Annotated in this window: 16 protein-coding genes; 6 read left to right on the top strand and 10 right to left on the bottom strand. The window is 49.9% G+C overall.

The genetic code is table 11. The annotated features are described in order from the left end of the window. Positions 1 to 87 precede the first annotated feature (87 nt). From P2G88_RS11610 to pabB, 8 genes are all read right to left on the bottom strand, one after another. Positions 88 to 963 carry a type IV pili methyl-accepting chemotaxis transducer N-terminal domain-containing protein gene (locus P2G88_RS11610; RefSeq protein ID WP_275796106.1) on the bottom strand — a complete coding sequence of 292 codons (876 nt, stop codon included), beginning with the start codon at positions 961 to 963 and terminating at the stop codon, positions 88 to 90. A gap of 262 nt (positions 964 to 1225) precedes the next feature. After that, on the bottom strand, positions 1226 to 1900 hold the full coding sequence (locus P2G88_RS11605) for a DUF4386 family protein (protein WP_275796104.1): 675 nt from the start codon (positions 1898 to 1900) through the stop codon (positions 1226 to 1228). Between the two features lie 483 nt (positions 1901 to 2383). Beyond that, the gene (locus P2G88_RS11600) at positions 2384 to 2761 is read right to left on the bottom strand and encodes a hypothetical protein (RefSeq protein ID WP_275796102.1); all 378 of its coding nucleotides are present in this window, start codon (positions 2759 to 2761) and stop codon (positions 2384 to 2386) included. Continuing rightward, positions 2761 to 3336 carry a GNAT family protein gene (locus P2G88_RS11595; protein ID WP_275796101.1) on the bottom strand — a complete coding sequence of 192 codons (576 nt, stop codon included), beginning with the start codon at positions 3334 to 3336 and terminating at the stop codon, positions 2761 to 2763. The genes P2G88_RS11600 and P2G88_RS11595 overlap by 1 nt, the downstream gene beginning before the upstream one ends. Positions 3337 to 3428: 92 nt before the next feature. Next, a complete protein-coding gene (locus tag P2G88_RS11590; RefSeq protein WP_275796100.1) occupies positions 3429 to 3851 on the bottom strand; it encodes a GNAT family N-acetyltransferase in 423 nt (140 codons plus the stop codon). 166 nt (positions 3852 to 4017) lie between these two features. Then, positions 4018 to 5391: an L-serine ammonia-lyase gene (locus tag P2G88_RS11585; protein WP_275796099.1), complete on the bottom strand. Its 1374-nt coding sequence runs from the start codon at positions 5389 to 5391 to the stop codon at positions 4018 to 4020. A 164-nt stretch (positions 5392 to 5555) separates the two neighbouring features. Continuing rightward, positions 5556 to 6125, bottom strand: a complete 570-nt coding sequence (locus P2G88_RS11580; protein ID WP_275796098.1) for a CoA pyrophosphatase — start codon at positions 6123 to 6125, stop codon at positions 5556 to 5558. A gap of 6 nt (positions 6126 to 6131) precedes the next feature. After that, positions 6132 to 7535 carry an aminodeoxychorismate synthase component I gene (pabB, locus tag P2G88_RS11575; RefSeq protein ID WP_275796096.1) on the bottom strand — a complete coding sequence of 468 codons (1404 nt, stop codon included), beginning with the start codon at positions 7533 to 7535 and terminating at the stop codon, positions 6132 to 6134. Between the two features lie 181 nt (positions 7536 to 7716). On the opposite strand from pabB, the gene P2G88_RS11570 reads away from it, so the two are divergent. Beyond that, positions 7717 to 9246, top strand: coding sequence for a fumarate hydratase (locus tag P2G88_RS11570; protein WP_275796110.1), 1530 nt, complete (start codon positions 7717 to 7719; stop codon positions 9244 to 9246). Between the two features lie 141 nt (positions 9247 to 9387). On the opposite strand, the gene P2G88_RS11565 is transcribed toward P2G88_RS11570, so the two are convergent. Further along, entirely contained in the window at positions 9388 to 9729 is a 342-nt protein-coding gene (locus P2G88_RS11565; RefSeq protein ID WP_275796094.1) for an FKBP-type peptidyl-prolyl cis-trans isomerase, read from the bottom strand. Between the two features lie 202 nt (positions 9730 to 9931). Between P2G88_RS11565 and P2G88_RS11560 the strand changes: the two genes are divergently transcribed. The 5 genes from P2G88_RS11560 (at position 9932) to rmuC (ending at position 14397) form a co-directional block, all read left to right on the top strand. Then, entirely contained in the window at positions 9932 to 10798 is an 867-nt protein-coding gene (locus P2G88_RS11560; protein ID WP_275796092.1) for a hypothetical protein, read from the top strand. A 359-nt stretch (positions 10799 to 11157) separates the two neighbouring features. Beyond that, entirely contained in the window at positions 11158 to 11865 is a 708-nt protein-coding gene (locus P2G88_RS11555; protein WP_275796090.1) for a class I SAM-dependent methyltransferase, read from the top strand. 10 nt (positions 11866 to 11875) lie between these two features. Continuing rightward, positions 11876 to 12493, top strand: coding sequence for an isoprenylcysteine carboxylmethyltransferase family protein (locus tag P2G88_RS11550; RefSeq protein WP_275796088.1), 618 nt, complete (start codon positions 11876 to 11878; stop codon positions 12491 to 12493). Positions 12494 to 12525: 32 nt separating this feature from the next. Continuing rightward, positions 12526 to 12813, top strand: a complete 288-nt coding sequence (locus P2G88_RS11545; protein WP_275796086.1) for an Rdx family protein — start codon at positions 12526 to 12528, stop codon at positions 12811 to 12813. Positions 12814 to 12921: 108 nt separating this feature from the next. Continuing rightward, positions 12922 to 14397 carry a DNA recombination protein RmuC gene (rmuC, locus tag P2G88_RS11540; RefSeq protein WP_275796084.1) on the top strand — a complete coding sequence of 492 codons (1476 nt, stop codon included), beginning with the start codon at positions 12922 to 12924 and terminating at the stop codon, positions 14395 to 14397. A 28-nt stretch (positions 14398 to 14425) separates the two neighbouring features. Here the strand turns inward: rmuC and P2G88_RS11535 are convergent, their stop codons facing one another. Further along, entirely contained in the window at positions 14426 to 16543 is a 2118-nt protein-coding gene (locus P2G88_RS11535) for a TonB-dependent receptor (RefSeq protein WP_275796082.1), read from the bottom strand. Between the last annotated feature and the right edge of the window lie 135 nt (positions 16544 to 16678).

The following is a 16678-nucleotide window of genomic DNA, read 5'->3' as shown; positions in this document are numbered from 1 at the left end:
AGATTCATCATGGCCAGGGCGATAAATGCCCATTAACAGGCCGAATGTAGAGCGGCAGTCCCAACCCAACATCAAAATAAAGTGTAGCTATTGTTTTGACAAACGGGGGAGTCCATGTAGCTTGAAATGGTCTATGTCCAGAATAATGGTCGATACAGGATTCTCATAGCGTCGGCTATTTTCAAAAAAACTGGCGCCAATGGCATTGAAAGCCCGCCGGTTCAATAAGCCCGACAACACGTCATGATTAGCCTCAAACTGCAAACGGCTGGCATATTCACTTACTTTTCGCACCATTGGCCTGAAGATAAACAGGGCTTCAATCAGGATAGTGAGGATAATTATCCCTAGTACAATTTCTTGCACGGAGCGTAGTTCAGAGACTTTGTCACGGCTTTCCCGCTCATATTGCTTAACAACATTATCAAAGGCTTCTAGCAGCGGTTTTCGAGAAAGCTGGAGAAATGCGAGGTTGTCCCGTTCTACAGTGCCCTCTTCTGCCGTTTTTGCGAGGGCTTGCCCAATCAACTCAACATAGCTCTTGAGTTTTGTCTGCACATTGTTGGGCTCATCAAAATACAACGCTGCAAGTTCAGGCGACAACGGCGAGGGAATATTCTCGGCCAGGCTCTGCTGATGCGTGCTAAGCAAGAGTTGGTGATTTTGTTGCATTCGAGTCAAGGCATCTTCGGCTATCTCTTTGGCTTGCGGATTGCCTGTTTCCAAGTACTCCAGTGCAAACAAACTACTTCTTTGGGACAGCATACGTTGCTGACCGCTGATGTTAATGTATTCACCGCTTTTCGCCTGCTGGGCAATAACGCTATCCAGCATAAAGTGCACAACCAAAGACAATGCAGCAATAATGGAAAGTGAAATAACATAGGTCAATGTCATGTATCGGCTGGGATTCTTTATTTCTTCGGCCCCGGCGATCTTATCTTCAGATGTTTTGGTGTTCATGATGCCCTTTGGTTAAACGTTCTTTGGGCTTCCCGGAACGCAACAACCTAGGGCTGCTGTGGACCAATGTCTTCCCATTGAGGTACTGGAAGTAAAATCTATTTAATCATGTTTTATTACAAAAACGTCACTTTGGCCATGTTTGAAGCAATTCCTCAAATTGATACGAAAAGTCTCGTTAGAAAATACGGATTAACTGGTCAGTCAGACCACAATTTAATCAGAGCAGTTCCTATTCATGTCTTGAGATAGGCAGTCGTGGCTATGGCTTTTGGGAGGTAATTAACATGGCAATGCCCAACCCTACAAACCAAGGGATCTGACCCAAACCAAAGATGGCAGTGGTCAATTCAAAAAACGGATTCTTTGCTAAAAAAGACAGGCCCGAAAACAGGGTTAATATCCCGGCAATACTGACCAACAGCCCCCAGTAGTGTAAAAACGGGCTGAAAATCCTGGCTTTAAGCCCCACACAGCTGATTACCAACACCCAAATGGCGCCAATTAATTCAATGCCGCCGCCCAAGGCGTCAACCACAATGTTGATTGTGCGGAAAATAGCCAGGGTTTGGCCGGGATCCTCCGTATGGTATTTGGCCAGCGCGTCCAGGCTGGTTAAAAATATCAGACTGCTGGCTAGGACAATGCCTACCCACAGGTATCCGACAGTGGCGCCGAAGCGCATCAGTTGTGGTGAGGTTGACCTAAAGCGTTCATAGACCGCCTGCACCAACACAATCAGGGCGAAACTAAATAGCAATCCAGTGACGAGATAGCCAAAGAAATAGGAGTCCCGGTTGTCGATGGCAAATTGCAGATAGCCTGCGGGCGTATCGTACCCTGTCCTATCCAATACAGCGAAAAACAGAATAAAACCGAACACGTAGGTGCAAGCTTCTGTGATAGCCGCGATCCCGCCCCATTTTTGTAATGACATTCAGTTTCCGAATTTTTAATTCGGTTTATGGCCAGTTGAAATAAGTACTGCTATACACAGAATCCGATTTGTTAGTGGATCCGTCAGAAGATAAGTAAACAGAATACAAAATGAAAACGTTATCGATTTCATTATGTTAGGAAAAGTTTCAAAGTTCCGCGGCACAGCGATGATTGAACAGATCCAGCCATTCATTGGTGTTAGGCAAAATGAACTCAAAAACCTGCCCGGTGTCCAGTGTGATTCTGATGGCATCGCTGGATAACGGCAGAATACCGCCACCTTTTGCAAAAGAGCTCTCCACTTTGACGAGGGGCCAAGGCCGAATGTCTGATTGAAGGGCGTAAAGCGCACATCATTCTTTGTAATCGTTAATTCACCATCCGTCCTGACTGCACCATTTTGCACTGTGGTGTGAACTGAGGATACTTTGGTATCTGACATTGTACTTCCTTTGTATTTGACTACAGCTATTGCTTGCAGTTACGGAGTTTGGCTGAAACTCCCCGGATACACATTGGTGTTAAAAATATACCAGCACTGATTTATCCTGTGACAAATATACAGGGTCCTAAAGTCAATTTGTGAATCGGCGAGCTCAATGCGCCAGCCAATATTGACCGCGACTTCATTGGGGCCAAGTTGTTGCTGGTTCAAGACAGTAAACCGTGCACCTGAATAACCCATCGCCTGCATAGATTTGCAGTTTGCTGCAAACTTCGATACAAGCGCCGACCTGTCAGTAAAGGACTGAACCCCATCGGCGTCCGCAATCGCACAGGGGAGTCGATATAGGTTGGCAATGGCTTTCGCGTCGAAGGCATCAAAAGCGGCGGTGTATTGTTTAAAAAAGCTTTCCATTATTTATTAGGGTAGGGATTGTTGAGGTTGAATTCGGATTCAAGCAAGCCAAAACATTTAAGGTCATGAAACCGGCCTTTCCAGAAACCCGCTTCACGTCTAAGCCCTTCTTCCTTAAAGTCGAGCCGGCGAAGAAGTGATTCGGAAGCGTAATTTCCTGGAACCGTATCGGCCTGGATTCGATGTAACTTACCGCAGGGTAGTTCCCCCGAAAAAGCAGCAACAATGATGGCGCGAACGGCTTCCGTTGAATAACCTTGCCGCCAAAAATCAGAGTGCAAGTCATAACCAATAACGGCATTGTGCATTCTTTCATTCCATGAGTTAAACCCACAGGTACCTATCAATTGACCTGACATTTTTAACCTTATCGCCCACCTGATGCCCAATTTTTCTTCGTATCTCGATCTAAACAGGTTAATCAGTTTGGAAGCCTGGACCTGATCATGGAAGGTCTCCAAGTCGTAGAACTCAACAACAGTTGGATTAGCAAATAAGTAATAAATATCCGCGATGTCGTCATCACTAATCTCGGTGAGCAGGAGTCGCTCGGTTTCCAGGGAAGGGAATGTCATCTAAGTTCCTTTGAATGTCCGCCTAATAGGCCGAGCGAAGTAAAGCATAAGGAAGTCCAGCCAAACATGGTGAAGCGGCTTGCGAATGCTTTTCAGAAGATCTTTTGCACCATGTAATAGAACCTTTCATCTTCATCAAAGACTTCAAAACCATTTCTTGAATAAAGATGGTGAGCCGGACTTATCTTGAACACTTTCAAGCGCAGTTCCGATGCGCCAGATTCAATGGCCAGCCGCCTTGATTCTTCCAGCGCCTTAGCACCAATGCCCCTGTTTTGATATGTGTCACTGACTTGTAGATCGCGCAAGTAACAAGCATCGCCTTCAAGTGCAATGCGAATTGCGCCTACAACCTCACCAGCACACAAAATGTCCCAATTCTGCAGACTAGCAATTTGTTGCAGAATCTTTTCCTGATCCCAGTCCACTGAATAGTGTTCATAATAGGGCCTCATGTTTTTAAGAGTTATCCCTGCTGAACCCGATAAACTTGTGCAGCGTTGATAAGAGATCACTACATACTCCTTGAAAAGATGCTGCCTATTATCGTCCAAATGAGCAGAGGAAATCTGATTAGCACCTTGGTGTACACTGTTCTTTCGACAAACGGCTAAGGGGCATGACTATTCTTTGCTTTCGGCTGGCGACTGGGCTTCCATGCCCGGTATACAGAAACAGCAATCAACACTCGATAATGTTTACTGCTAATCCTCCGCGCGCGGTTTCTTTGTACTTCGATTTCATATCATTGCCGGTGTCCCACATGGTCTTTATCACCTTATCCAGAGACACCTTATGCTCGCCGGTGCCACGCAGGGCCAAGCGGGCGGCGTTGATGGCTTTTACTGCACCCATGGCATTACGCTCGATACAAGGCACTTGTACCAACCCGCCAACGGGGTCGCAGGTGAGTCCCAGATTATGCTCCATGCCGATCTCGGCGGCGTTTTCCACACCATCCACGCTACCACCCATAATTTCGGCTAGTGCGCCAGCTGCCATAGAGCAGGCAACGCCCACTTCACCCTGACAACCTACTTCGGCGCCGGAGATACTGGCGTTTTTCTTATACAGAATACCGATGGCGGCAGCGGTCAAAAGGTAACGGGTGGCGGTATCTTCATCCACCGGTCTGACAAATTTATCGAAGTAGCACAGCACTGCAGGAATAATACCGGCCGCACCGTTGGTGGGGGCGGTCACAACGCGACTGCCTGCTGCGTTTTCCTCGTTAACCGCTAGGGCAAACAGGTTAACCCAGTCCATGGCGGCCATGGGGTCCTGGCTTTTTTCATTCTGCAGCTTGCGGTAAAGCCCTGGGGCACGGCGGCTGACCTTTAATCCACCTGGCAAGATACCTTCTTTTTGGATGCCCTTGTCCACACACTCACGCATTACTTGCCAGATATGCCAGAGCTTGGTGCGCACGGCCTTTTCGCTTTGGAAGACCTGTTCGTTCTTGAGCATCAGACTGCTGATGCGCATGCCATGCTCTTTGCAGTGCTTTAGCAAATCGGCAGCCTTTTCAAAAGGGTAGGGTACAGGCTGTTCTTCATGTTTCAGAGCGGTGGCCTTCTCATCATCAAAGTCTTCTTCTTTGATAATAAAGCCGCCGCCGATGCTGTAATAGGTTTGGCTGAACAGCAACTCTTCACCCTGATAGGCGAACAGGGTCAAGCCGTTAGCATGCAGCTTAAGGGTTTTACGACGATGAAAGACAATGGCGCCCTCTTTAGGAAAGGCCACCAGTTTCTCGCCATTGAGGTTGAGTTTTTCGGTTTTATCGATCTCGGCCAGCATTTGATCCACCGCTTCCACATCCACGGTTTCGGGATCATGGCCCAAAAGGCCCAGCATAATGGCTTTGCCGGTACCGTGGCCTTTGCCGGTCTGGCCCAAGGAGCCATACAGTTCGGTCTTGATATAGTCACTGCGCTCAAACAGGTCCTGGTCTTTCAGATCCTGGATAAAGGCTTTGGCGGCGCGCATAGGCCCCACAGTGTGTGAGCTGGAAGGGCCGATGCCGATTTTGAACATGTCGAATACGCTGATCATAGGGTTCTCAATAATTATTTTCGTTACGCAGGCTGTTGATTTACAACCTATGGCACAAAAGCCAAAAGAATGATTTTAAACGTGAATCGTCGAATTACTGTAAGTGTAACCAAAGTCAGACACTTGCCGTGAGGGTTAAGTGGCTCTTGCCTGGTCAGACCATGCTAGATATCCATGTGATTGGCCAGATTGCGCACAAAAGCAGCGGTGGCCCCCCAGATATGCTGTTGTTGCCAGTGAATAAAGTAGATGGGGTGGGCATAACCGTTTCGATTGACCACATGTACATTGTGATTAGCCTTATCCATCAGATAACTCATGGGCACTTCGAAAATTGAGGCCACTTCGTTGTAATCGGGTTCGAGCACCAAAGGCGGGCTGATTAGGCCAATAAAAGGGGTGACCTCATAACCACTGACGGTGCGATAGCGCTCTAACTGACCAACAATTTCCACCTCCGTCGGGGGTAGGCCAATCTCTTCTTCCGTTTCTCGCAATGCCGTAACCACTAAATCTTCGTCCTGCGGCTCCTGACGGCCGCCGGGAAAACTGATTTGGCCGCCATGGTGTTTAAGGTGCGCAGCACGGCGGGTAAACAGCATGGTCAGAGCCGGACGGTCAATCAGTGGGATCAGCACCGCAGCCGGCAGTCCCTGTTTTGGCAGAGGGAAGTCCGGCTCCGGCCTTACTTGTCGAAGATGATGAAAACGATTGAGAAATTCATCTCGGGTCATGGGTGTTCAGTTTGCCTTGTTATCAGTGGCATTTTTCATTGCGGCCAGCACCGGCAGGATCTTATCCACCTTATGCAGGGTTTCCTGGTATTCCAGCTCCGGATCCGAATCCAGCACAATGCCGCCTCCGGCCCAGCAATACAGTTTGCCTTGTTCACATAAGAGCGTGCGAATGCAGATGCTGGTGTCCATTTCGCCAGTGGGCGTCAGATACCCTATGCTACCACAATAGATATGACGTCGATGTGGCTCTAACTCCTCAATAATTTCCATGGCGCGGATTTTCGGTGCGCCGGTAATGGAGCCGCCGGGAAATGCCCCACGCAATAAATCCAATGCACTGGCATCAGCATTGAGCTTGCCTTCCACCGTCGAAACCAAATGGTGTACCGCGGGAAAACTTTCTATTTCAAACAAATGAGGTACCTGTACCGAGCCTGGGCGACAGTGCTTGCTTAAGTCATTTCGAAGCAAGTCCACAATCATCAGGTTTTCGGCTCGATCTTTTTCCGCGTGAAGCAGCTCTTCGGCGCTCCTTCTGTCTATCTCAGGATCTTTATCGCGCGGACGGGTGCCTTTGATGGGCTTGGTTTGTACCTTCCCTTGATTGACCGATAAAAAACGCTCCGGTGAGATACTCAAGATGCACTGTTTTTCCAGGCGCATAAAGGCGGAGAAGGGGGCCTTATTGGCTTCTCTGAGAGCCAGATAAGCTTGCCACTCGTCACCTTCGTAAGGGGCATCGAAGCGCTGCGCCAGATTGACCTGATAGCAGTCTCCAGATAGCAAGTATTCATGAATACGTCCAAGTTTCTGCACGTACTCTGTCTTGCTCATATTGCTTTGCCAGGGGCCGGTTAAGGCAAAGGGGGCTGCTGCTTTTACTTCTTTGGCCAGGGTCTCAAAGTATTCGGGCGCAGGTGCGGGGTAGCGTGGATGAGAGGCTAAGAAAAACTCTCCGGTGTTACGTTGACGCAGCAGCGCCCAGCTATAAATGCCCACTGCCATATCCGGTGCCAGGCATTCCTGTTTGGCCATACTGGGTAGTCGTTCAAAACGCCGCCCTAAGTCATAGGCAAAGTATCCGGCCGCACCACAGCCAAAGGCAATGGACGGATGGCTGGAAGCGGCTATGGCATCAGGGAAGTAACGCTTAAGTAGGCGTTCCACCAATATTAATGGGTCGTCTTCGCTTTGCGCAGCATGTTCATTTTCACCATGCACCACATGGCTTTGCTGCCCATAAGTAGTGATATGAGCCAACGGGCGGGCCAGCAGCATATCGGCCTGGCTGTTTAAGTGAACACTGTTGGCAGAGTCCAGCAGCAAAGCCCAAGGCTCATCGCTGAAATGGCCAAATAGTTGAGTGAGTTCGATACGTGGATCGATATTGAGTTTTTGCAGATTCACCGTGCATTGGTCTCGAAAAGCAAACCATGGATGGCACCGTGGTATGCCCAACAGTGCCTGGCCCATGGTCGCGGGCGCTAATGCAGGGTATCATACTGCAACCCTGAGAAAGACCAAGGGTCTAGGCGCAAGCAAAGGCGCCGATCGCCCAAATCATAAGCAAAAAACGATGAGGCAGAGCATGACCGTTATTCGTCAGCAAGATTTTATCGACAGCATCGAAGATGCCCTACAGTTTATCTCTTACTACCACCCGCTGGACTATGTGAAGGCGGTGGAGAAGGCTTATCTGAAAGAGCAAAGCCAAGCCGCCAAAGACGCCATGGCGCAAATCCTGATTAACAGCCGTATGTCGGCCGAGGGCCATCGTCCGCTTTGCCAGGACACCGGTATTGTGACCTGTTTCGTTAAAATCGGTATGGGTGTGACCTGGGATAAAACCGATATGACGGTCCAGGAAATGGTCGATGAAGGTACTCGCCGAGCCTATATGAATCCTGACAACCCGTTGCGTGCCAGTATTGTTGCCGATCCTGCCGGTGCCCGTAAGAATACCAAGGACAATACCCCGGCTGTGGTACATATCGATATGGTGCCTGGCGATCATATCGAGGTAATGATCGCGGCCAAAGGCGGTGGCTCCGAAAATAAATCCAAGATGGTGATGCTCAACCCCAGCGACGATATCGCCGAGTGGGTGGTCAAGACCCTGCCGCTGATGGGAGCCGGTTGGTGTCCACCTGGCATGCTGGGTATAGGTATTGGCGGCACCGCCGAAAAAGCCGCAGTGCTGGCCAAAGAAAGCCTGATGGATCCGGTGGATATTCAGGAGCTGATTGAGCGCGGTCCGCAAACCACCGAAGAAAAGCTGCGTCTGGATATCTTCAACAAGGTCAATGCCTTAGGTATTGGCGCTCAGGGCTTAGGCGGCCTGACCACAGTGGTGGATGTGAAGATCAAATCCATGCCTACCCACGCAGCGTCAAAACCGGTGGCCATGATCCCCAACTGTGCGGCGACCCGTCACGCCCATTTCCATCTGGATGGAACCGGTCCTGCCAAACTGGAAGTTCCGAAGCTGGAAGACTGGCCAGAAGTGACCTGGGAAGTGGGGGCCAGTACCCGCCGTGTGAATATGGACACCGTCACCAAAGAGGAAATCCAAGAGTGGAAATCCGGGGAAACCGTGCTGCTGTCTGGGAAAATGCTGACCGGCCGCGATGCTGCCCATAAGCGCATCCAGACCATGCTTGACGAAGGTAAGGGCCTGCCTGAAGGCGTCGATCTGACCAACCGCTTTATTTACTACGTGGGTCCGGTGGATGCAGTGGGCGATGAAGTAGTGGGCCCTGCCGGTCCGACAACCGCCACCCGGATGGATAAATTCACCGATATGATGCTGGAGAAAACCGGCCTTATCGGCATGATTGGTAAGGCCGAGCGTGGTCCGGCTACCGTCAAGAGTATCGCCAAGCACAAGGCGGTTTACTTAATGGCAGTGGGCGGGGCAGCCTACCTTGTATCTAAGGCTATTAAGCAGGCCCGTGTGGTCGCCTTTGAGGATTTGGGGATGGAAGCCATCTACGAATTCGAGGTCAAGGACATGCCAGTAACGGTGGCAGTGGATAGCCAGGGCAATAACGCCCACGAAACCGGACCGGCCATTTGGAAAGCCAAGATTGAAGAGCTGGATGCGGCGTTAAGTAAATAGGGTTGAACCACAGAGACACGGAGGGCACAGAGGTTTTTAGACGGTCTAATCCCAGGTTTGCTCAGTCATCTCTGGTTCTCTCTGCCATCCCCGCGAAAGCGGGATTCATCATTTAAAAGGCGTCAATCGACGCCTTTTGCTTTAGTCATCCCTGGTTAGGACTTCCAGTAGCTCAACCTCAAACAGCAGGTTACTGTTCGGGGGGATTTTGTCGCCCACCTGGCGCTCGCCATAAGCCAGATGTGCCGGCACAAACAGCCTACGTTTCCCTCCCACTTTCATGCCTTGCAGGCCCAAAAACCAGCCCTGGATCACCTTATTGGCCGAGAGCACCGTTTGAAAAGGCCGGCCTTTGGCATAGCTGGAATCAAACTCAGTGCCATCATCTAACGTGCCGCGATAATGGGCGGTGATTAGCGCACCTTTAACCGCGGCTTTGCCGTCACCTTCAATAATATCTTCAATGACAAGTTCGTTACTCATACAGCCTTACTTTTGGCAAACCTGATCGAAAAACACATTATATGAAAATGGCAACGTCCCTTACAGAGCCACATATAAGTTGGTCGTCGTAAGGGAGACAAAGATCGGTAAACAGGATAATTGGCTCGGTTTTGCGGATGGCCGGCGTATAACCCGATGCAATTTAGAGATAGGCTGATAGTTATCTCAAGGAGTACATACGATGAACGTAAGAAGCTATCTTGTCTCAATGTTGGTCTGGCCTATAAGCGCATTGGCTTCACCTTTTCCGGATAACCAATTGCCTGGTGATGCACCCGAACTCTTCGCCGAAGGCGTGTTAACCCTGCCCGAGCGTCACGAATTTCGATTGTTTATCCATCCCGATGGACAGCACATCCTGTTTTCTATCTTTTCCAGGGAGGCGAAGGGCTATCAGATTCTGGCCTCGCGGTATGATGAGCAAAAGTGGTCAGCCGTTGAGCCTGTTCCCTTTTTACAGGTAGGCGATCTCGAGCCTGCATTCTCGCCCGACGGTCAATGGCTGTATTTCACCTCCCAACGCCCGCCTGCAAGAGGGACCGAGGATGCCAATCTCTGGCGAATGCCCTGGAACGATGGAAAGGGGGGCGAGCCTGAACTCATGCCTTTCTCCAGTCAGCAATCCGAGTGGGTGGCCAACGCAACAACATCAGGACGTTTGTATTTTGCCCGGTTTGATCAGCAGGATCGGGGAAATATTTTTGTGGTCGAACCAACCAAAGATGACCATGCGAAAAAATTGGCAGCCCCCGTCAATACCGAATACAGTGACTTTGAGCCCTTTGTGGATGCCGCAGAAACACTGATGTTGTTCTCTTCAAACCGCCCTGGCGGTTATGGTGAAACTGATCTCTATGTTAGCTTCAAACAAGGGGATAACTGGCAGACGCCGATCAATTTAGGAAATGAGATCAATTCTGCAAAAGGAGAATACAGCCCTTTTCTTACCAATGATGGTCGTTATTTGATTTATAGTCGGGATGGGGATTTTTATTGGCTTTCTTTTACGGCGTTGCGTAAGCGCTTGCAAAGCGATAACCCGGCTTGAACATCACCATAGACTGGTTCAAAAAACGGATGCCGTGAGAGGATAGACCTGTAAATAAACGAGTTTAAGGTGTCGCCAGAATAGACGTTAACAGGCGCGTCACTGAAGCTTTTCGCAGTCTTTTAGCTTAAATAGCTGTTTATTAAAATAAAAATTAGTTAAGTTTGGCGCTTTAAATAAGGTGGATGTCTGCTTTGATGCTTTTAAGGCATTGCGCCTCATCTTGAGCCTCAGGGTTCTCTGGCCTCGGTAACGCGTCAGGCACCACAGGGGTATCATTGCCCGCCGACCCTAGTCTAAGAAGGGCTTGGGCTGAACAGCCATCATCTGGTTCTCACACTAAAAGACGCAGATTAGCCATGTACGATAAAATTCTGGCAGCTATTCACGATCGCTGGTTTGATAAGGTGCCAAAAGCTGCTGCTGCCCACCTGCTGGAGGTGATGGAGCCGCACCATAAGCACTTGCTGGACCTGGGCTGTGGCAGCGGAGTGTTGCTTGAGTTGATGCAAGACAAAATGCACAGCCTCCAGGGAATGGATATTAGCAACGAGATGCTCGCCCTTTGCCGGCAGAAACTGCCCGGGGGAAAGTTTCACCAGGGCGATGTGCTGGAAACCGCCATTCCCGACAGCGATATGATTAGCATGGTGGGCGAGATCCTAAGCTATGCGGCGGCCAGGGCCGATTTTAACCAGCAAGACCTGTTGGTGTTTTTTCAGCGGGTGTTCAAGGCACTTTCTCCCCAGGGATTATTTGTCTTCGATGTATTGGGGACAGATCATGACTATGCCGCCAGCAACTATTATGATCAGGATGATTTCACCCTGTTTTCCAGGGTCAGCCAGCAAGGGCCGCTGGTAAGTCGTGAGATAGTCGCCTTTCTAAAGGAGGAAAAGGGCTACAGCAAATCCATTGAAGTTCATCGGCTCAGAGCCTTTGATGAAAAAATGCTTTTGCAACTGTTGCAGCAAGCCGGTTTTCAGGTAAAACCCCTCAAGCAATATCATCAGCAGGCCTTGTTACCCGGTCGCATTGGGTTTGAATGTCGCAAGATTGCTGAGTAGGGCTTTTATAATGGACCAGTCCTTAACCTTTGTTGATTTTACCCGCTACTACCTGGCCGGTTTTTATACCTTTGTTGCGGCTTTTTACACCGCCAGAATCCTTATTCGTCAAAAGGCGGAAGCCAGGGCAATGGTGCACCCCGGAGGGCGGGGCAGTGTGACCTGGTGGAACCATATGCTGTTTCGTGTTTTTCGTGTCAGCATCTGGTTGATCTGTGTCTTACGATGCTTTTATCCGTCACTGGACGATTACCTGGGAGTCGCCGCCACCCTGCAAACCTTGCCTGTGCTGTTAATGGGATTGATTTTGCTGACCATGGGGTTTGGATTTACCCTGGTAGTGCACTTCCACCTTGGCAGTCAGTGGCGTTCGGGCATCGATCCGCAGGGCCCTGAACGTGTCCTCACACAAGGCGTATATCACTACTCTCGCCACCCGATGTTTGTTGGTGTGGGTATCTCGCAGCTGGGTTTCTTCCTGGCCTTACCCTCGGTATTCACCGCAATTTGCTTGTTGGTGGGCTGGACCACCTTGTATCGCCAGGCCCTGGCTGAAGAGCAGCACTTACAGGAGCGCTTTTCCGATGCTTACCGTCAGTATCAGGCCAGCACCCCACGCTGGCTCTGATCTCCTCTTACTCACTCTATGCACCAGGTAAAATGATGAAAGCAAAAATCACCATTCAATATTGTACAAAGTGCCGTTGGTTGCTGCGCTCGGCCTGGATGGCCCAAGAGTTGCTCACCACCTTTGAGCAGGACATTGCTGAATTGTCGCTACAACCCGGCAGAGGCGGTGTTTTCGACGTTTGGGTCAATGACAAACTGTTGTGGTCACGCAAAGAAAAAGGCCGCTTTCCTGAGATCACCGAGCTAAAACAAGTAGTAAGGGATGAAATTGCCCCGGATAAAAGCCTGGGGCACAGTGACCGTAAGCCTGTTACCTAGTGCATTGGTGAGCATGACAAAAGGGGGGGCTGCCTACTTTCGGAGAATTGTCGTGGTAAACTGCCGCCAATAGCGACGGCGCAGACCCTTTAACGGAGAACAATAAGAATGAATCTGGAACTGATACATCTGGCTTTTGCCGGTGGCGGTTTAGCATTTGGTGCATTGCTTAGTTGGGCGCTGGTAGCCAGTCGCGCCACGGCCGACAAACAAGCGTTGCAGTCGGAACTGGATAAACTGGGTTTGCAACTGACTCAAAGCCAACAAAGCCTGCATGAAGCCTATGAAGAATTAAGTGAGAAAGAGCAAACCCTGTCAGCTTATCACCAGCAGCAGTTACAAACCCAGAATCAACTGGGTCAGTTTCGTCAGCAGGCCGAGTTGCATGCCAGCCATATTCCCGAACTTAAACAGCAGGCGGCCCACTGGCAGGAACGCTGGCAGCAAGCCAATGACCAATTGGGGATGCTTCGCACTCAACTGGAATCCCAGGCCGCCCGTTTTGAAGAAGAGCAACGGGCGGCCACTGATAAGCTCGAACTGCTTAAACAAAGTGAAGAGCGCCTTAAACAACAGTTTGAAAACCTGGCCAACCAGATTTTTGAGAAAAAAACCGAACACTTTAGTCAATCCAGTAAGCAAAGTCTGGATGGTTTGCTCACCCCCTTAAAAGATCAAATCGAGGGTTTTAAGCGTCAGATCAGCGATCAATATGTCAAAGAAGGGCAGGAGCGGGCATCGCTTAAGACCGAGATCCTCAGTCTTAAAGAGCTTAACCGCCAGATCACCGAAGAGGCGGCAGCGCTGACCAAAGCCCTGAAGGGTGACAACAAACAGCAGGGCAACTGGGGTGAGATAGTGCTGGAGCGCATCTTAACCGAATCGGGCCTGCGTGAAGGCCATGAATACGACACTCAGGGCCAATACAAAGACGAGCATGGCAAGGCCTTTAAGCCCGATGTGATAGTGCATTTGCCCAATGACAAAGACGTGATCATCGACGCCAAGATGTCGCTGGCGGCCTACGAGCGCTACTTTAACGAACAAGATGACAGCGTTCGGGCGGCCCATCTGGCCGAGCATATCAACTCCATCCGTAACCACATCAAGGGCTTGGGCAAAAAGGATTACCAGAAGCTCGACGGCATTAAGACACTGGATTATGTGTTGATGTTTGTGCCGGTAGAGGCGGCCTTTTTGCTGGCCATTGACCAGGCGCCAGACCTGATTAAGTTGGCACTGGATCACAATATCATGCTGGTCAGTCCCACTAATTTGCTGGTGGCGCTGCGTACCATCAACAACATCTGGCAGTACGAATACCAAAACCAGAACGCCCAGCATATCGCCAAAAAAGCCGCAGACTTGTACGACAAATTTGTGGCGTTTACCGAGGATATGCAGGGCATTGGCACGTCTTTACAGACGGTTCAGAAGAAGTACGACGGTGCCATTAACAAACTATCCGAAGGAAGGGGCAATTTGGTGCGTCGCGCCGAAGAATTCAGAAAAATGGGCGTGCAATCCTCCAAGCAGTTAAGCGATAAGCTGCTGGCGGCGCAACTGGAGGAAGACGAGGAATAGGCCGGCAGCGACACCGGCCGGCTTGTGTCTAGAAGTTCAGACTAAATTGCACCCGTACATTACGTGGTGCTTGAATAAACTGAAAAGGCGAGCTGCCGCGCGGATTACTGTGGTAGTAGGTTTTATCCAGCAGGTTCTCAACATAAAAGCCGATATCCAGTCGCTGTCCGCCACCAAGCTGCCAGTTGATGGAATTCAGGTTCAGATTGACGGTGGTCCAGGCGGGGATCGTTTCGATGATCTGGCTTGTGCCACTCAGGCTATTGGCCTGGGTATAGGTTTTCGCCCAGTGATCGATAAAGGCACTAAGCTGCCAGTGCTCGTTAAATTCGTAGCTGATGCCCAATTTAATTTTGCTTCGGGGTATATCCAGTACCGCCATTTCATCACCCACTTGAGATTCATCGGGTGACACATAACGCAGGCCCCAAAAGCCCTGCCACCGCTCATTTTGCAGGCGCAGCAGATTTTCGATGCCATGAACTTCCTGCTCCCCCTCCACTTCGGTCAGCCAGCGGCCGGTTTGTGTGTCGAAAACTTTTCGATAAAAGTTTTCTACCTTCATCTGATACAAGGCAGTCACATTGGTAAACTTCAGATGTTGCCAGTGCCAGGCCCGGCTGTGATTCAACTCCCACATTTGCACGGTTTGGGAGTCAAGCTCGGTATCTTCTACGCCGTCAAATTCAAAGATAGTGGGGGGGCGAAAGGCTTCGCCGTAGGTGAGTTTCCAGGCCGAGCGATCATCCGGCCCGTACACCAGGCTGATGCGCGGCAACCAGGCGCTGTCGGTATAATCTTGTTGGTTGTATCTAAGTCCAGCAGTCAGATTGAAGGTGGCGCCATCTTCCAATGACCAACGTTTGGCATATTGGGCATACAGGGCATGTTTATCAGATTTTTCTTTATCCACCGGCCAGCTCGAGGGAATACGTTTTTCGATACCGGTTCCTATGTCTACATAGGCGATTTTACTGCCAATATCGGTATGCCAGTAGTCATACCCTACTATCCAGTCTGCTGAGGGATCGCTTTGATATTGAAACTGAGTACGAAAACGATAGCGCTCTGAGGGGCCGATATCTTCGCGTTCGCTAAACACAAACAAATCATCGTAGCTATTGGCATTGGCAAGACCAGATACTTTTTGTCGTAGCTTTTCTTTGTATTCATTGAAATAGCTGACTTCGGCAAAGCCGGTCAAATACTCTGATGGTTGAAAATGTCGCCCGGCATAGACCAGGCTGAAACCGCGTTTGGAGTCATCGCCGGTAATAAAATCTACGGCTACGCGCTCAATACCACTCACATTTTCAGTGCGGGTCAGATCCACGCCGAGATAATACTGGTCGTAGGCCAGACGGGCGTCCAGAGTGATGTTTTGTTCATCGTTGCGAAAGCGATTGGGGTCGTGATCCCGCACCCTGTCCAGCGTGGGGTTGCGGCTAAAGCGATCATCGTCAAAAACAAAGGATTTCAGCTCGTCATAGTCCAGATCGCTTTGAAACCAGCTACCGCTGATGCCATAACGCCACAGTCCCTCTCCACCGCTAAGCAGCATATTGCCCTGCCAGGTGCCCACTTCGCCAACTAGCCCCCCAATCTCGGCAATCTGCTCTGCTGGGCCGTCTTCCACCGGTGACTTTAATTGTGGCAGGCGGGTGACGATATTGATCACGCCTTGGGCGGCGTTGCCACCGTACAGAGTCGAGTTGGGTCCTTGTAAGATCTCCACCCGTTCGATGCGATGGGCGGGAAAGTTGTTCATGATAAAGGCTTCGTTCGCGAGCAGGTTTTGTACCTGCCGACCGTCCACAAGCAGCAAAGTAGCTGCCATATTGCCGGTAAAACCGCGCTGACCGCCCGGCAACCAGGACCATTGGTAGAACATATCCATATTGGGAATGGCAGCAAGGATCTCTTTCATATCACGCCAGCCATAGCGCTTAATCTCTTCATGATCAATCACATAGACGGTACCGGAAGCGGTTAACCAGCTTTCGCTCTTACGCGCTGCAATGTCCACTTCCAGGGAAAGCAGTTGTTCAAAAGACAAGGAAAATAAGTCTGTGGGATCTTGGTTTTCTGCGGCGAAGCTGGCAAGTGAAACAAACGGTAGGGATGCCAATACTATCTTGCTTCTCATTTTTATACGTATACTACGTGGGGTGAATTGAGTATAGTGAGTGTTTGATTTATTTAATAATATTTGCAAGAAAATTTTGCATTTAGCAAAGATTTTTTTGTTCAATATAAAAGCACAGGCAGAAAATCCGTCTGC

Source organism: Aliiglaciecola sp. CAU 1673 (genome assembly GCF_029223185.1).
Classification (GTDB): Bacteria; Pseudomonadota; Gammaproteobacteria; order Enterobacterales; family Alteromonadaceae; genus Bowmanella.
Note: the sequence above shows the minus strand (reverse complement) of the source record. Positions and strands in the feature narration are given on the sequence as shown.

Excerpts from the sequence above, each read along its gene's own strand:
- P2G88_RS11610 (WP_275796106.1), bottom strand. The coding sequence starts at position 963 with ATGAACACCAAAACATCTGAAGATAAGATCGCCGGGGCCGAAGAAATA.
- P2G88_RS11605 (WP_275796104.1), bottom strand. The coding sequence starts at position 1,900 with ATGTCATTACAAAAATGGGGCGGGATCGCGGCTATCACAGAAGCTTGC.
- P2G88_RS11600 (WP_275796102.1), bottom strand. The coding sequence starts at position 2,761 with ATGGAAAGCTTTTTTAAACAATACACCGCCGCTTTTGATGCCTTCGAC.
- P2G88_RS11595 (WP_275796101.1), bottom strand. The coding sequence starts at position 3,336 with ATGACATTCCCTTCCCTGGAAACCGAGCGACTCCTGCTCACCGAGATT.
- P2G88_RS11585 (WP_275796099.1), bottom strand. The coding sequence starts at position 5,391 with ATGATCAGCGTATTCGACATGTTCAAAATCGGCATCGGCCCTTCCAGC.
- P2G88_RS11580 (WP_275796098.1), bottom strand. The coding sequence starts at position 6,125 with ATGACCCGAGATGAATTTCTCAATCGTTTTCATCATCTTCGACAAGTA.
- P2G88_RS11570 (WP_275796110.1), top strand. The coding sequence starts at position 7,717 with ATGACCGTTATTCGTCAGCAAGATTTTATCGACAGCATCGAAGATGCC.
- P2G88_RS11565 (WP_275796094.1), bottom strand. The coding sequence starts at position 9,729 with ATGAGTAACGAACTTGTCATTGAAGATATTATTGAAGGTGACGGCAAA.
- P2G88_RS11560 (WP_275796092.1), top strand. The coding sequence starts at position 9,932 with ATGAACGTAAGAAGCTATCTTGTCTCAATGTTGGTCTGGCCTATAAGC.
- P2G88_RS11555 (WP_275796090.1), top strand. The coding sequence starts at position 11,158 with ATGTACGATAAAATTCTGGCAGCTATTCACGATCGCTGGTTTGATAAG.
- P2G88_RS11550 (WP_275796088.1), top strand. The coding sequence starts at position 11,876 with ATGGACCAGTCCTTAACCTTTGTTGATTTTACCCGCTACTACCTGGCC.
- P2G88_RS11545 (WP_275796086.1), top strand. The coding sequence starts at position 12,526 with ATGATGAAAGCAAAAATCACCATTCAATATTGTACAAAGTGCCGTTGG.
- rmuC (WP_275796084.1), top strand. The coding sequence starts at position 12,922 with ATGAATCTGGAACTGATACATCTGGCTTTTGCCGGTGGCGGTTTAGCA.
- P2G88_RS11535 (WP_275796082.1), bottom strand. The coding sequence starts at position 16,543 with ATGAGAAGCAAGATAGTATTGGCATCCCTACCGTTTGTTTCACTTGCC.